The 12166-nt window shown below is 56.4% G+C and carries 13 protein-coding genes; 1 reads left to right on the forward strand and 12 read right to left on the reverse strand.

What is annotated here, in order from left to right; translation table 11 throughout:
• Positions 1-45 precede the first annotated feature (45 nt).
• The 6 genes from H9I52_RS00355 to H9I52_RS00380 all read right to left on the reverse strand — a co-directional run bounded on the left by H9I52_RS00355 (position 46) and on the right by H9I52_RS00380 (position 7675).
• Positions 46-1593, reverse strand: a complete 1548-nt coding sequence (locus H9I52_RS00355) for a serine hydrolase (protein ID WP_187452196.1) — start codon at positions 1591-1593, stop codon at positions 46-48.
• A gap of 149 nt (positions 1594-1742) precedes the next feature.
• Positions 1743-2399, reverse strand: a complete 657-nt coding sequence (locus H9I52_RS00360) for a cytochrome b/b6 domain-containing protein (protein WP_187452197.1) — start codon at positions 2397-2399, stop codon at positions 1743-1745.
• Between the two features lie 207 nt (positions 2400-2606).
• On the reverse strand, positions 2607-3116 hold the full coding sequence (locus tag H9I52_RS00365; protein WP_187452198.1) for a hypothetical protein: 510 nt from the start codon (positions 3114-3116) through the stop codon (positions 2607-2609).
• 83 nt (positions 3117-3199) lie between these two features.
• Positions 3200-4396: a pyridoxal phosphate-dependent aminotransferase gene (locus H9I52_RS00370; RefSeq protein ID WP_187452199.1), complete on the reverse strand. Its 1197-nt coding sequence runs from the start codon at positions 4394-4396 to the stop codon at positions 3200-3202.
• A gap of 116 nt (positions 4397-4512) precedes the next feature.
• Positions 4513-5277, reverse strand: a complete 765-nt coding sequence (map, locus tag H9I52_RS00375; RefSeq protein WP_187452200.1) for a type I methionyl aminopeptidase — start codon at positions 5275-5277, stop codon at positions 4513-4515.
• Positions 5278-5650: 373 nt separating this feature from the next.
• Positions 5651-7675 carry a PA14 domain-containing protein gene (locus tag H9I52_RS00380; RefSeq protein WP_187452201.1) on the reverse strand — a complete coding sequence of 675 codons (2025 nt, stop codon included), beginning with the start codon at positions 7673-7675 and terminating at the stop codon, positions 5651-5653.
• A 243-nt stretch (positions 7676-7918) separates the two neighbouring features.
• Here H9I52_RS00380 and H9I52_RS00385 point away from each other — a divergent pair, with 243 nt between their 5' ends.
• Positions 7919-8443, forward strand: a complete 525-nt coding sequence (locus H9I52_RS00385) for a DinB family protein (protein WP_187452202.1) — start codon at positions 7919-7921, stop codon at positions 8441-8443.
• 111 nt (positions 8444-8554) lie between these two features.
• Here H9I52_RS00385 and H9I52_RS00390 read toward each other — a convergent pair whose 3' ends face one another.
• The 6 genes from H9I52_RS00390 to H9I52_RS00415 all read right to left on the reverse strand — a co-directional run bounded on the left by H9I52_RS00390 (position 8555) and on the right by H9I52_RS00415 (position 11962).
• Positions 8555-9040 (reverse strand): group I truncated hemoglobin, encoded by a 486-nt coding sequence (locus H9I52_RS00390; RefSeq protein WP_187452203.1) that lies wholly within the window; start codon positions 9038-9040, stop codon positions 8555-8557.
• A gap of 41 nt (positions 9041-9081) precedes the next feature.
• The gene (locus tag H9I52_RS00395) at positions 9082-9516 is read right to left on the reverse strand and encodes a hypothetical protein (protein ID WP_187452204.1); all 435 of its coding nucleotides are present in this window, start codon (positions 9514-9516) and stop codon (positions 9082-9084) included.
• 114 nt (positions 9517-9630) lie between these two features.
• Positions 9631-10071, reverse strand: coding sequence for a CHRD domain-containing protein (locus H9I52_RS00400; RefSeq protein ID WP_187452205.1), 441 nt, complete (start codon positions 10069-10071; stop codon positions 9631-9633).
• A 55-nt stretch (positions 10072-10126) separates the two neighbouring features.
• A complete protein-coding gene (locus H9I52_RS00405; protein WP_187452206.1) occupies positions 10127-11053 on the reverse strand; it encodes a DUF5777 family beta-barrel protein in 927 nt (308 codons plus the stop codon).
• 19 nt (positions 11054-11072) lie between these two features.
• Positions 11073-11648: a YceI family protein gene (locus tag H9I52_RS00410; RefSeq protein WP_230471296.1), complete on the reverse strand. Its 576-nt coding sequence runs from the start codon at positions 11646-11648 to the stop codon at positions 11073-11075.
• Between the two features lie 23 nt (positions 11649-11671).
• Entirely contained in the window at positions 11672-11962 is a 291-nt protein-coding gene (locus tag H9I52_RS00415; protein ID WP_222940383.1) for a hypothetical protein, read from the reverse strand.
• Positions 11963-12166: the final 204 nt, after the last annotated feature.

A 12166-nucleotide genomic window follows, 5' to 3' on the forward strand; every position in this document is an offset into this window, starting at 1 on the left:
CTCATTAATGCGAAGCGGCTTTTTTATGTGTATAAAATGAAGCTTTTATCCTTTCGTGAAAAAGTAAGGATCGTACTCCAGAAAGTCATTCACCTTTAATTCCACCCCCGAGATTTTATTTCCTTCGACCTTAAACACGGCCGGATAAATACCGAAGGTCAGGTTGGAATATGTGGTGCGAAATTCCTGACCGTCCATGTAGTCGAGCGTGGCGGTGAGGCCGGGGTGCGTTGCAAAACGTACGAGCAGCTGCTTGCCTTTTTGCTCGATGGTGATGGGGCCGAATAAGGGGTGCGTGTAATTGCCGGCGTAGGCGCTGAGGGCCAGGGCGGGCTTATTCTTTTTCACGCGCGTATTCAGGCGGGCTACGGTTGCTTTAAGGGCTTTTTCCTCTTCGCGGGCACCTTTCAGGAGTTGGGCGCTGCGGTTGGTGTACGGCACACCCAAATAGCTGTCTAGCAGTTGATAACGTAGGGCCTCGAAAAAGCTCTGGTTGTCGTTGTTGGTCAGGATGGCGATGCCGATCTGCTCTTCGGGCACGAAGCAGGTGTTGCTTACAAACCCTGTGGCGCCGCCCGTGTGCCAGTAGATTTGCTTGCCGTTGTAGTCGCCCGAAAACACGCCCAAGCCATAGGTGATGTAGTGCATCGGAAACGCCGTCGACTTGCGAGTGGACAGGAGCGTATTGGGGTCACGGGTTTTGCGCACGGCCGCCCAGCTTACGACCTGTTTGCCTTCGTAACGGCCGCTATCGAGCTGCATTTTCAGCCACTTGCCTAAGTCCGCGACGTTGGAAACGATGCCACCGGCAGGCCCTAAGTTGTCGATCTCGTCGAAAGGCACGGGTGCGAGCGGACCGTAGGTATTGGAATAGGGGATGGCCACGTTCGAACGCTGCGCGAGGCCGGCCGTGCCCGTATAGGTATTGGTCATGCCCAGCGGTTGCAGAAAATTCTGCTGCACATAGGCTTCCCAAGTGGTACCGCCCGTTGCAGCCGGAATCACTTGGCCGGCAGCCACGAAGCCCGCATTGCAGTAGCCGTAATCCTTCCGGAACTCACCATTGGGCTTCAGCAACCGCATCCGCTTAATGATTTCCTCGCGGCTGAGGTTGGAGTCCCAGAAAGTAAAATCGCCCTGAAACGTCTTGGTGCCGAAGTGGTGGCCCATCAGATCGCGCACGGTTACGAGCCGTGAGGCCGTCGAGTCGTAAAGCCGGAAACCAGGCAAGTATTTCACCGCGTGATCGTTGAGCGACAGCTTTTTCTCATCTTCCAGCTTGGCCAGTGCCGTGCCCGTAAACAGCTTGCTGTTGGAGGCGATCATAAACAGCGTGTTGGCATCCACGGGCTCGTTTTTGCCCACGGCCCGCGTGCCGTAGCCCTTGGCCACTACCACTTGGCCATTTTTGACAATTACGATGGCCAGCCCCGGAATCTGCCACTGCCGCAAGCCGCGCTGAATATAACGGTCGAGGCTGTCGGTTACGAAGCGGTTGGGAGCCGGGGTTTGGGCTTCAACGGTGTGGGGGCAACTAATTGATAAACAAGTAGTTGCAAGAGAGAGGGCAAGGCCTGCAAAATGCTTGCGCATAGAAGTAAGAAGACTGACGGGTGAAGTAAAACGCTCCAATAAAGGTACACGAAGGCCCTCACCAGCGGGCACCTCAGCGGCAATAAAAAACAACCGCGCCAAGCCAAAGCCCAACGCGGTTGCGGATAATTCTGAACGCAAAAACCCGATCAGTCGTCGCCGTTGATCATGCCCGATACGATGCCTTTGTTTTTGGTTACTTCGGCCCACACCACGCCCACAATGTGCGCAGCCACAAACGCGATGATCAGGTACATGTTGAAATTATGCACCTCCTTAACGGTGTGCTCTATTTTGTGCAAGGCCTCTACATCGTCGGCGTACACCAAGAGCAAGCCGGTGATTACCATGACGGCCAACATGATGTAAAACACTACATACGAGTACTTTACCAGCAACGAGTGGCGCGCGTCTTTTATGTCGGCGCCGCGTTCGCGGTAGTGCTGCTTGGCTTCCTGCAAGCGCCGCGAGAAGCGTTGCGCCGCGGGTTGCATAAATTCCATCAGCGTGCGAAACAGCAACAGCACCGCCAGCGTGAGGCCCAAATAAATATGCCAGTCCCAGATGCGGTGGCTGACGATGCGCGTCAGGGAGCGGGCTTGGTCGAGGGTGACGGTGACACCGGTTTTTTGCAGCGCTTCCTGAAATGCCGGGCCGACCGTCTTCATCTTGAGCACCACAAACAGAAAGAAAATGGTGGTTAGGAGGGACGAAACGACAAACGTGTTGCTCCAGTGCCAGATGCGCATGGCCAAGGAGTATTTTTTCTGAGCGACGGCCGCCGAGGAAGCTTGCTGAACGGGCATAAGATGCGAGAAGAAAAGTTGATGAAGGCGTAATATATTACTTGTGAAGCACAATAGGCACCACGTTCACGGCCCTTGGACTACAGGTTGCCCATCAAGTTTAAACGGGGGTTGTCCGACATGGCTGCGGCGCCAATGCTCGTGCCGGTTTCGTGCAGGGCAACTATCGCAAAATGGAACGGTTGATATAATTGTTTGATAGTCAATCTATTGCCTGCGGTGGCCGGCGGCTATGCGGATGAGATGCCAGCCCAACAAGCAGAGCAAAGGGGCTTCGGGCAACGTAGTGCCCAAGGCCGAGAGCCGCGTGAGTCCTACTTGCGGCGTGAGCGTAAAGGTGCGGCGCAATTCGGCCAGCACTTCGCCTGCCTCGGTGCGCCACTGCCATGTTGTGCTCCAGAAGCTCTTTTTGCGGAAGTAAAACTGCTTGCCGTTGGCGAAAACAATGTCGGCCTGGCCGTTCCACTGCCTACTGACGAGCGCACTATTGGTAGGTGCCCCAGCCGGCCGCACCGTAATTTTCCGATGAAAACAGCCGATGCGCTTGAACGTCCAGCTTTGGGCGGGAGTGCTGGCTTCGGTCAGTGGCTGCCAGATGCTTTGCCGCTTCAACGTTCCGACTACGATTTCGCCATTCTGAAGCTCATAATCGGGCATCCAGATTCCTCGCCGTACCACTGTGAGTGTTGTAACTACTTCAAAATCAAGATTATCCATAGTAAGGGCGTGAAAAGGAGAAGGCGGAAGCCTCCGTAATTTACGGGGGCTTCCGCCTTCTACAAATTAACGCGGCCTGCTACTTACCCAATGCGGCCCGGATACACTTCCAGGGCTTTTTCGAGGCAGTCGAGGGCCTTGTTCATCGTATCGCGGTTGAGCACGTAGGCCAGCCGAACTTCGTTTTTGCCCAAGCCCGGCGTGCTGTAAAAACCAGTAGCCGGGGCCACAATCAGCGTTTGGTTGTGGTGAGAGAAAGTTTCCAGCAGCCAGATTGCAAACGCTTCGCTGTCGTCGATAGGCAGGCGCGCAATGACGTAAAAGGCGCCGCCCGGCGAGGGGCAAAACACGCCCGGCATGGCGGTGAGCCGGCTCACCATCAGGTCGCGGCGCTTGACGTATTCGGCTTTGGTATGGTGAAAATAGGTTTCGGGCAAGTCGGTAGCGGCTTCGCCCAGCAACTGCGCCAGGCCCGGCGGGCTTACGCGCATCTGCGCAAACTTGAGGGCAGCCGCAATCAAGGACTTGTTCTTGGTCACGAAAGCGCCCATGCGCGCGCCGCAGGCGCTGTAACGCTTCGAAATAGTGTCGAGCAGCACCACATGCTCGTCGGCGCCACTCAGGTGCATGGCGCTCACGTAAGTGCTGTCGTAGCAAAACTCGCGATAGGCCTCGTCGGAAAACAGATACAGATGGTGGCGCAGGCAGATGTCGCGGAGTTGCTCTAGTTCCGCGCGGCTGTACACGTAGCCCGTGGGGTTGTTGGGGTTGCAAAGCAGCACGGCCTTGGTGCGAGGCGTGATCACTTTCTCAAACTCCGCAATGGCCGGCAGTGCAAAGCCATCGGCAATGTGCGAGGTAACCGACACAATGTGCACGCCCGTCGCCACAGCAAAGGCGTTGTACGAAGCATAAAACGGCTCCGGAATGATCAGCTCGTCGCCAGGGTTGAGGCAGCTCATCAAAGCGAAGAAAATGGCTTCGCTGCCCCCCGTTGTAATCAGAATATCCTCGGCCGTAACCGGAATGCCCGCGCGTTGATAATACGCGGCCAGCTTGCGCCGGTAGCTTTCGTTGCCCGCACTGGGGCTGTACTCCAGCACCCGGATATCGGCTTGCTGCACGGCGGCTAGCATCGCCGGGGGCGTCTCAATATCGGGCTGGCCAATGTTGAGCGGATACACCGTGAGGCCCCGCTGCCGGGCCGCCTCCGCGTGCGGCATCAGCTTCCGAAAAGGAGAAACGGGCATCGTAGCACCGCGAAGAGAGACTTCCAACATGCCGCAAAGGTAAGGCCCGGCCACCGATTTTGCGCGCACAACGCCATGATTGCCTGCAGGCTGGCCGTCGTAGGTCCTGGCCGGCTTACCTGAGAAGCAGCCGCAACCGGGGTTATTTACTCCCAAATGCTGTTCGCCTCCGTGAGGATAAGGGGCTTGTCATCGGTAATCACAATGGTATGCTCGTGCTGAGCCACGAAGCTGCCGTCTTTGGTGGCCAGCGTCCAGCCGTCGCTGAGCTGATGGGCCAGCGTAGCGCGGGTAGAAATAAACGTCTCCACTGCCACCACCGAGTTCTTCTTGAAGCGCTTCAGGTTGTAGCGGTCGTAGTAGCAGGGTATTTCCTTGGGCTCTTCGTGCAGGCTACGCCCCACGCCGTGCCCTACCAGGTTCTTGATGACCTTGTAGCCCGCCTGTCGGGCTTCGCTTTCGATCAGGCGCCCGATCTCGGCGATGCGCACCCCGCCTTTGATTTGGTTGAGTGCCTTACGCAAGATCTGCCGGGAGGCATCGACCAGCGGCTGGTGGTTGTGCACATCGGCTCCCAGCACAAATGAGCCGCCGTTATCAGCCCAATAGCCGCCCATCTCCGCCGATACGTCGATGTTCACCAAGTCGCCGTGTTGCAGCACTTTGCAGGTCGATGGGATGCCGTGCGCCACTTCGTTGTTCACGCTGATGCACGTCCAGCCCGGAAAATCATAGGTAAGCCGCGGAGCCGATTCGGCCCCCAAGGCAGCCAGAATACGTCCGCCGTATTCGTCTACCTCTTTGGTCGTCATCCCCGGCTGGGCGTACGCGCGCATTTGTTTAAGGGTAGTACCGACGGCTTCGCTGATGCGCTGAAGGCCGGCTAAGTCTACTTGAGAGGTGATGGACATGAGGCGGAGGGTTTGGGGCTCTCTGACGTTTGTTGTACAACTTTGGCTGGCTAACAACATGGAGAAAGCGGCGACAGTTTACGTTAGTAGTTGGTTTTAGGCCTTTTTTGCGTGAGGATGAGCCCCGCTGAGCCGATAAACGTCGGCACTGCGCAGGGGCTTGCCCTCATGCTTTCGCCGAACTCGGTTGCTAGACTGCAACTTGGGTTACGTTATTTTGTGAATTGCTTATAATCAATAATTTATGTATGTAAGATGTTTTTGGGTAAAAAGCTAAAACTAGGCATTAACTCTGCATAGAAAGCCGCTTCTAAAGCACGAAAAAAGGGCAGCTGACCGGCTGCCCTTTTTTGAAGATCAAGCTCGACCAGAGCTAGTTTATGACCAGCTTGGAAGTAAGGGTTTTATGCCCGTCGTTGACCGAAATCAGGTAGAGGCCGGCGGGGAGCGCTTGGCTTGGCACCCGGTGCTGGCCGATGGCTTTGGCCTGGTACACTTGGCGGCCGGTGCGGTCGTAGATGGTAATTTGCGCTGGGCCCTGAAGCTCCGCAAACTCCAGATTCAGCGCCTCCTGGCCCCGGCGCAGCGGCTGCGGGTATACTTGCAGGCCTTTGCCCGAACCGGCTGGGCCTTTCAGCGAAGCTACGCCCGCCGCGGCTTGCAGAGAAGACGGGGCCGCCTGCCATAGCTCAATGCCGGAAAGATTGGCGTCGCCCCCAGTGGTTCTGACCGTCAGGTTGCCATCGCTGACCTCAGCGCGGAAGGGGCCGAGCTTGCTCCACTGGCCCGCTTCGCCCGAATTGTGCTCCGCTACCACAAGCTTGTTTTCGAGGTGGATGCCGAAAGTCGCCGGCGAATTGTCTTCCCACGCATACAAAAATACGTCGTAGGTGCCGTTGTCGACGTTGAGGACGTCGAGCGTCGTGTTGCCGCCCCACACCGAAGAGCGAAGCATGGTGGCGCGCTCGGCATCGGTGCTAGGGTTCAGGGCAATGCTGAAGTCGGAAAATGCTCCGTTCTGGCCACTCACGTCAATATTGCCGTCCGACGCAAGCCAGCTATGCCCGTCGATGGTAAGTGCCGGCCCGTCGATATTGATGGCGCGGTAGAACGCTCCCGGCAAAGGCGCTGCCGTCGTATTCTCCCGAAATAAGGCCGAAGCCGGCACTACTTGCTTGTCAACACCCGGCCCTTGGTATTTCACAACCAGGGTTTCGCCGCCGTCGCGTTCGAAGAAGGTCACGGTCAGGGCATGCTTGCCGGCTTTCAGGCCGATGGCGCCGCCGCGCTCCTGGTTGGCGTGCAGGCCGTTGTTGTCGACTACAAGTTGGCTACCGATGAAAAGCTGGCTGCCATCGTCGGAAGAAGTATAGAAGGTGTACTCACCGTCGGCAGGTACCTCGATGTAGCCCGTGTAGCGGAAGCCAAAGTTGTCGGCGCGGCCGCCTACATTCAGGTCGAAAGCATTTGTGGCGCCTTGCTTTACAGTCACTTGGCTGTTGAAATCGGGCAGAGCGCTCCAGCTGCCTTCGTAGTAGCGGTAGACCAAGCCGTTGACCACATTGCTGGGGTTATCGGCTTCCCGTAACACAATGGGGGTAGGGGCAGGGTCAGGAGCTGGCGCAGGCGGTGCGGGTGCTGGTGGAGCTGGGTCAGGCGCTCCGGTAGCAAGCACCGATTGTAGCGCCTGATACCAGCGGCTGGCCATGAGTTCTTCGCCGCCTTCGCGAGGATGAATGCCATCGTACGTGAGCGTGGAGGCGTCAAAGCCCGAATTCTGATCTACTACGATGATGGGCGATTGGCTCGTGGTTTTTTGGCTGGCCAAACCCGGAATTAAGCTGTTGAGGATGTTCAGGTTGGCGTTGGGCCCGCTTTGCGTAGTAGGAATGAGCTGGGCCATCAGAATCTTGACGTTGGGGTTTGCAACCCTCAGTCGATCAACGATTTGCGAAATTTCGTCGAGCGTGCTTTCCACACTCTGGTCTTGCAGCATGTCGTTGGTTCCCACGTGCATCAGCACGATATCCGGGGTGTTGGCCGTGGCCCAATCCTGCACCGAGCCCAAGATTTGGTCGGCCCGCCAGCCCCAGTGGCCTTCGTGGTTGAGATCGAAATCGGGGTGGGGCGACGGAGCATTGAAGCTGCTATTCTGGCTGCCTACAAAATCGACGTTGTAGCCGCCGTCTTTGAGCTTAAACCACAACGGCCGCCGGTAGCTATCGTGGTTGTGGTCGGCTTGCGTGATGGAGTTGCCCAAAGGCATAATGCGCACCTGCGCGAACGCTGCGGTAGAAGCCGTAAGCAGGCTGGCCAAGCACAGCAGAAAAACCACAGCTTGGCTTCGGGGAGTGAAAAAGCGAGTAGAGGTCAGGTCAGTAGAGCAGTTTTTTCTCATAGATTAGGGTAAGTGAGGTTGAAGGAATAGAGACAGGTGGTAGGAGCGCGAACCATGAATCTCCGCATTTTTTGGTAACTATCTGATTATCAATAGAAGATTTTTGATAATCTTTCAATTTAACATGCTGCGAGATGGGTTTTAAAGGGCATCATCACAGTCGAGCTCCAAAAAAATAAGGTGCGTTCCGGGCACGCTGACCCAGGAATTCCAACAACTCGGGCACCTTGCCGTTATGCTTTCATGACCTCTACCAACCCCCGCGAAGTATGGTTGCGCGGGCCGCTGCCCAACGTGCCGCCGCTGCTGCAACCCGTGGCACACGCCCTGCTGCAGGCCCGCGAAGAACTAGATGCTGCCCTCCTCGATTTTCCGGAGGACCAACTCTGGGCGCGTCCTGCCGGCGTCGCGTCCGTGGGCTTTCACCTGCAGCACCTCACCGGCGTACTCGACCGCCTCGGTACCTACGCGCAAGGCCACGCCCTGAGCGACAATCAGTTGCAAGCGTTGTCTGGGGAAGGCCAGTGTCCGGAGCCGCCCTGCCATGTCTTCGATCTGATTCAGGCTTTCGATGAGCAAGTAGAGCGCATGCTCGCGCAGCTCCGCAAAACCGACCCGGACACCCTGCTCGAAGCGCGCGGCGTAGGCCGGGCGCAGCTTCCCTCTACGGTACTGGGGCTGCTGGTACACGCCGCCGAGCACACGACCCGCCACCTGGGTCAGCTGCTGGTCACCTCCCGCATCCTTCGGGAGAAGAAAATAAATTAATTGTAAATGCCTAATAATTAATAAGTTATAAAATTAAAAAAGGGAGTACGATTTCGTGCTCCCTTTTTTGTGCTGGCCAAAGCCAGCCGGACAAGTGTTGTTATTCCGGGTTTAGTGACCTACCACATCGGCTTTCATAGCGTCCAGAATGGCCAGCAGTTCGGCTTTTTCTTTGGCCGGCAGTTGATTGGTGGTCAACGAGGCTACCGCGGCTTGGCGCCACACGGCAAACTCATTTTCCGTGATCATCATGCCCTTGTGGGCGGCCAGCATGTTCATGCCCGTGTATTTCAGCGGTCCGCCAGTGGCCTCGCCCAGCTGATCGATGAAATGGTTGCGTAGGCGCTGCAAGCGCGTAGGGTCGGCGCCGGAGCTGACCGCATCCAGCATTGGTTTGTGCGTGCGCAGCATCACCGTATTGGTTTGCTGCGTTTCCGCCCCGACGTTGGCGATAAGTTGGTCGACGATTTTGGCAATGCCATCGGCCTGGCCAATGCGGGTGTAGAGCGTGGTGGGCGCGGGGGCGGCTTCATGGCCACAGGAGAAGAGAAACAGCGTGGCAGCCAGCAGCGCCAGCGATAGTCGAAGTTGTTGCATTAAACTTATTGGAGGAAAGAGAAGTAAGAAATGAGTTGCTTTTAAATGCGCACGAATAGCCGACGTAAGTTCAGGGCAAACCGGATGCGCTCCAGCGCGGTCGTGTAGCCGGGCGGCACGGGGCACTGGCGGCGGTCGTTAGCTCGGGGTGCTGGTTCTAGCTTCGCGACCGCGAAAACGCCGCCCACCGATACCACGCGCAGCAGCTCGGCTTCCGAAACGGTGCCTGCGTGATACAGCAGAGTCGCCAGTTGCGTGCGCGCATTGATGGAGCAGGCCGCGACGCCCGGCACCGCAGCCATTTGCTGTTGCAGATGCACCGCTTGCGGCGGCGTTCGGAGGCCATCGATCTGAAGTTGAAGGATGCTGACCGGCTCCACATAATCATGCAGGCTCGGATCTTCCCAACTCGCCCAAGTGAGCAAAATCAGCAAAACAACCACAAGCAGGCTTTTGCCTCTGGTGAAAGTAAGCATCAGAAAATGACAGGGTTGGATTTAAAAATACAGCGAAGCCAGTTCCAGACATTCGGCCTGAAATCAACTTCGCTGCATAAAAGGAGGCCGGATTAGACTCCGCGGCTGCGGAAATTACTTCGTTGTAATGTTGCCCCGGATTTCGCCGCCGGCATAAGCGGAGGAGTGGAAGTTAACGTAAGCGCCCGACAGCAGGCTGTTGGCGCTAGCATCCGACAAAGTAGCCGTGCCCGTTATGGGCGACGAAGCTACATTTGAGAAGGGCACGAAGGCATCGCCATTCTGCCCGGCAACTCCCGCATGGATGTGGCCCATGGTAGGTGTAATGCCTTGATATGTAACCGTGTACGTGAGAACGTGGGTGCTCTTGTTATAAGAACCCGTAAACGAGCCCGTGCCAGCAGAGGCGTTGGCGGGTACCTCCTGCGCACCGGTTAGGGAAGCCGTTAGCTGCACGGTGTCGTTGGCAGGCGTAGTGTTGTTGTCTTTGTCGCAAGCGGTGAAAGCAGCTAAGCCGACCATGAGTACTGCAGCAGAAGTAAACTTTTTAAACATGTTTTTTGTAAGTTGTTGGTAATTAATGTGTTGTATTTGGGATGAATGGTAATGCTTACTTGCGGAATTCGCCTTTGGGCCGAATCGTGAAGTTGCGGTTCACGTTGAAGCCGAAGTAGAGGTCGCCTTTGAAGAAGTTGCCCCGCGTGTTGGCCACAAAAAACTTCTCAATCATGCCCTGCGAATTGGTCACGTGTAGCTGAAACACGTGGCCACCAGTCTCGATGTCGAAGCCCAGCGCTAAGGCGTTGCGTACGCCGTTGGGTTTGCTGTCGGGCAGCAGGTAGTAGTATTCGGCATTGATCGACGTGCGCTTCGTCAGCTTTTGGCGGCCACCAAAGCCCAGTGCATACACGTCGTTGTGGTCTTGGTTGGTGGCTACTAAGTTGCTGTGAACCAAGGTCGGCATGAATTGCAGCGACAGATCGGCGCTGAACTTGCGGGCAATCAGGGCTTGGTACGTGTAGGCCATGCGGCGCGGCAAGGTGTGATCGAAGGCGTCGTTGTACTTCAGCGAATTCAGGGCCGAGCTCGCAAACAGCGTCACCGAAACCGGCATAGCGTGTAGGCCCGTGCTCTGGCGGATGGCTTTGTATTTGAGAAATCCGTCGAAGGTTTTTTCCAGCGAGCTGCGTCCCACGCCCACGGTGAGGCGATCGGTGAGGCCATATTCAAAGCCTAAGCGCAGCGTAGCCTGGTCGAGGCCGAAGAAATTGTAGGCGCCGCTGTTGAGCGTGCCAAAACGGTGCGAGATCAAAAACACCATGGTGCCCTGGCCCGGCGTCTGCACCGTGTGGCCACTGATCAGGCGCGTGCTCTTAAAAGTCGCATCGACATACTCCGTGGTGGTTGTCTTTGCTTCTTGATTTTCAAGCTGATTTAATAAGTCGTCTTGGGCGAGCGCTGGCGTAGCCCAGCCCAAGCCGGCAAGCAATAACAGCAAGGCCAAACGGGCCCAAGATGGGTAGAGGTAACGATGCATAGGTAGAGGAAATGAGGAGTTATTTGGATAGGGTGAGCTGCGAAACCGGGTCGCACGACAGGGCCACCCGAATGCCCACCACCTTGGCAATGTTTTCGCGCACGAGCAACGGAATCTCGATGTTGTAATCGGCCGGCGCGACGCTGAAATAAGCGTGTACCAATAAGGCACCGTGCTGCATTTCGAGCGATCCAGGCACCGATATGTGCTTGGTAACGCCGTGAATGGTGAGGTCGCCTTCTACCGTAACGCGTTGTGAGCCACCCTTAAATAGGGCGTTGGCATCCAGATCGGTGATGCGGCCCGAAAACGAGGATTTCGGGTACTTCCCCGATTCCATGTAGTTTTCGTTGAAGTGCTCCTGCATCAGCGTGCGCTTGAACTGAAACGACTTGATGGGCAGCGTGAAAGCCAATTGACTGCCCTGCAAATCCACCAGCGCCGCCATCTGGTCGGAGCGCGCCTCAATGTCTTCGATGATGCTCGTGGAGTAGAAGGTAACTACGCCGTTGCGGGTGAGGTATTTTTGCGCTTCGGCCTCCGAAATGGTGCAGAGCAAAAGCATGAGCAAAAACCACCAATAGCTGTTTTTCATGGGGTTAGAGCAAAGGGCCACACTTAGTTATTAAGCGCTCCAGCATCTACCCACTTTCTCAACAACTCAATATCACACTCCGAAAGCTTGGCGCCGTCTTTGGGCATTTGGGCAAATCCGGGCGCGTGACTGACCACGCCAATGAGCTGGCCGGTACCGGCCCGGCGCTTAAGCTCCGCAAAATCTTCTAGGTTCACGCCGCCCGTGAGCAGCGTTGGATTGTGGCAGGTGCGGCAATTGCGGTCGAGCAGCGGCGAAATCGACAGCGAGTACGACACCACGTCGGGCGTAGTGCAGGGGATTTTAGGCGCCAATTCCTCGGCATTTTCGTACGTACAACCTGCTAATAGAGCTAGAAAGAGAAATGAAAACCGACGCATAAAACTGGTAAAACAAGGTTGCAAAAGGAGATCGGCTAGGTGAGCCGACTGGACGGTAGGGGCAAAACAGTAGTTCGAAAGCGCTAGCAGCGATCTGCAACGCCTTATGGCTACGGAAGTATTGGGAGGCAAACGCCG

Source organism: Hymenobacter sp. BT491 (genome assembly GCF_014349165.1).
GTDB classification, from domain to species: Bacteria; Bacteroidota; Bacteroidia; order Cytophagales; family Hymenobacteraceae; genus Hymenobacter; species Hymenobacter jejuensis.

Bases quoted from the DNA above. Each gene is read 5' to 3' on its own strand.
- H9I52_RS00355 (WP_187452196.1), bottom strand. From the start codon at position 1,593: ATGCGCAAGCATTTTGCAGGCCTTGCCCTCTCTCTTGCAACTACTTGT.
- H9I52_RS00360 (WP_187452197.1), bottom strand. From the start codon at position 2,399: ATGCCCGTTCAGCAAGCTTCCTCGGCGGCCGTCGCTCAGAAAAAATAC.
- H9I52_RS00365 (WP_187452198.1), bottom strand. From the start codon at position 3,116: ATGGATAATCTTGATTTTGAAGTAGTTACAACACTCACAGTGGTACGG.
- H9I52_RS00370 (WP_187452199.1), bottom strand. From the start codon at position 4,396: ATGTTGGAAGTCTCTCTTCGCGGTGCTACGATGCCCGTTTCTCCTTTT.
- map (WP_187452200.1), bottom strand. From the start codon at position 5,277: ATGTCCATCACCTCTCAAGTAGACTTAGCCGGCCTTCAGCGCATCAGC.
- H9I52_RS00380 (WP_187452201.1), bottom strand. From the start codon at position 7,675: ATGAGAAAAAACTGCTCTACTGACCTGACCTCTACTCGCTTTTTCACT.
- H9I52_RS00385 (WP_187452202.1), top strand. From the start codon at position 7,919: ATGACCTCTACCAACCCCCGCGAAGTATGGTTGCGCGGGCCGCTGCCC.
- H9I52_RS00390 (WP_187452203.1), bottom strand. From the start codon at position 9,040: ATGCAACAACTTCGACTATCGCTGGCGCTGCTGGCTGCCACGCTGTTT.
- H9I52_RS00395 (WP_187452204.1), bottom strand. From the start codon at position 9,516: ATGCTTACTTTCACCAGAGGCAAAAGCCTGCTTGTGGTTGTTTTGCTG.
- H9I52_RS00400 (WP_187452205.1), bottom strand. From the start codon at position 10,071: ATGTTTAAAAAGTTTACTTCTGCTGCAGTACTCATGGTCGGCTTAGCT.
- H9I52_RS00405 (WP_187452206.1), bottom strand. From the start codon at position 11,053: ATGCATCGTTACCTCTACCCATCTTGGGCCCGTTTGGCCTTGCTGTTA.
- H9I52_RS00410 (WP_230471296.1), bottom strand. From the start codon at position 11,648: ATGAAAAACAGCTATTGGTGGTTTTTGCTCATGCTTTTGCTCTGCACC.